Origin of the sequence: Mesorhizobium sp. M2A.F.Ca.ET.039.01.1.1 (genome assembly GCF_003998035.1) — a bacterium.
Lineage (GTDB): Bacteria > Pseudomonadota > Alphaproteobacteria > Rhizobiales > Rhizobiaceae > Mesorhizobium.
On the sequence record NZ_RZRY01001053.1, the window covers coordinates 1 to 1,670 of the forward strand.

Annotated in this window: 3 protein-coding genes; 1 reads left to right on the forward strand and 2 read right to left on the reverse strand. The window is 63.5% G+C overall.

The genetic code is table 11. The features are described from left to right. Nucleotides 1–474 (reverse strand): AraC family ligand binding domain-containing protein (locus EOA24_RS37160; protein ID WP_189354561.1); only part of this gene is annotated, 474 nt, incomplete at its 3' end. A gap of 112 nt (nt 475–586) precedes the next feature. On the opposite strand from EOA24_RS37160, the gene EOA24_RS37165 reads away from it, so the two are divergent. Further along, nucleotides 587–1,477: an NAD-dependent epimerase/dehydratase family protein gene (locus tag EOA24_RS37165; protein WP_126082294.1), complete on the forward strand. Its 891-nt coding sequence runs from the start codon at nt 587–589 to the stop codon at nt 1,475–1,477. Between the two features lie 99 nt (nt 1,478–1,576). On the opposite strand, the gene EOA24_RS43610 is transcribed toward EOA24_RS37165, so the two are convergent. Beyond that, a partial coding sequence (locus EOA24_RS43610; RefSeq protein ID WP_145992573.1) for a M23 family metallopeptidase occupies nt 1,577–1,670 on the reverse strand: 94 nt, incomplete at its 5' end.

Here is a 1,670-nt window from a genome sequence, read left to right on the forward strand (position 1 = left end):
ACCCACGTCCGGGCCATCGAGGCCAAGCAGCCTCACCGCAAGCGCCGCGCCGATGCTGTCGGCAAACAAAGAGCCGCTTGGTGCGCCGCCGGCGAGATCGCTCTGCAGCGCTCGAGCGAGATGCTCGATCCGTTGGTCACGAAGCAGATGGCGGGTGTCAAGCCGTGATATCAGCGCTTTTCCGCCAAGCTCCGCGGCAACTCTTTCCATCAAGGCCGGCGGCAGGACGATCTCCATCGTGTCGAACGGCGTTTCGGCCTCGAAGCCGCCCTCCTCGCCGGCCGGCACAAGGTCGATGTCGCCGGCGCGCCTGACGAAATATCGCCTGGCCTGATGGCAGTAGGAGCGCGTCGCAGCACTCGCATGCACCATGACGCGATGATGCGTTGCCCGAGGCAGCCGATGGACGCCTGCCTCGACGTGCCGGGAAAGCATCGTGACGTCGGATGGGGCCGGAGCGAATTGCGGAAGCATGCTCTCTCGATTCATGGCAAAACCTGTTCAAGATTTGGCAATTCCGGCGCGATTTTCAACGCCGCAACCCTGTACTCCCGCCTCTCCTTCAAAACATGGAAGAGAGGTTGCCATGAGTTCATATGTTGTTGTCGGCGCGGGCCCGGTCGGACGCGAGACGGCTCGCCTTCTTGGCGAGGAAGGCCATGATGTCATCCTGACCAGCCGAAGCGTCGGTTCGAACCCGTTGCGCAATGTGCGGTCGATACAAGCCGACGCCACCGACGCCTCGGCGCTGTCGCGTGTCTGCCGAGGCGCCGACGCAGTGTTCATGTGCGCCATGGCCACTTATCATCGCTGGCCAACCGACTTTTTCCCCATACTCGACGGCACCGTGCGCGCGGCCGAAGCAGTCGGCGCCAGGCTCATCGTGCTCGGAAACCTCTACGGTTACGGCAAGAATGGCGAGAGCCCGCTGCGCTCCGACATGCCGCTGGATCCGAATTCGAAGAAGGGAACCGCCAGGACGATCATGTGGCAGCGGGCGGCCCGTGCCAGCGTGCCGGCGATCGAGATACGCTCCAGCGACTATCTCGGGCACGGCGCGATCAGCTACTTCTCGCTGATCGCCCTGCCCTCCATCATCGAGGACCAGCCCGTCGCCTTCATTGGCGACCTCGACGCCACCCATGCCTGGACCTTCACCAAGGACGTCGCCAGGACGCTCGTCGCGGCCTCCCGCTACACCGGCGAATGGGGACGGGCGTTTCATGTCCCCTCCCAACACGCCTCCCCCAACGAACTCATCCGCAAAACCGCGGCGATGCTCGGCCGGGATATTGCCGAGACGCACTCCTACTCCATCCCCGAGATGGAAGCGCTGGGCATGCATGAGCTGATCGAGATGACGTATCTCTTCGAGAGCCCCCTGCTGGTCGATTCCTCCGACGCGGAGACGCTTCTGGGCGTTAAGGCCAGCAGCCTCGAGGAGATGATCGCCGACACGCTACGTGATCACCTTTGAGCCCTGCATCCCGCGCAACTGAAAAAGCCCGCTCCTTGCGGAACGGGCTGAAGACGGCGGGCCGGACTGGAGGTCAGGCGGCCCGCAATTGTTCTTGTTCTATTCGAGATAGCCGGACGGATCGACCGGCGCCGAGTTCTTGCGCACTTCGAAGTGCAGCTTGGGCGAGTCGGTGGTGCCGCTCATACCGGAC

What these genes read in the sequence shown, in the direction of transcription:
- EOA24_RS37165 (WP_126082294.1), top strand. Translation starts at nt 587, where the DNA reads ATGAGTTCATATGTTGTTGTCGGCGCGGGCCCGGTCGGACGCGAGACG.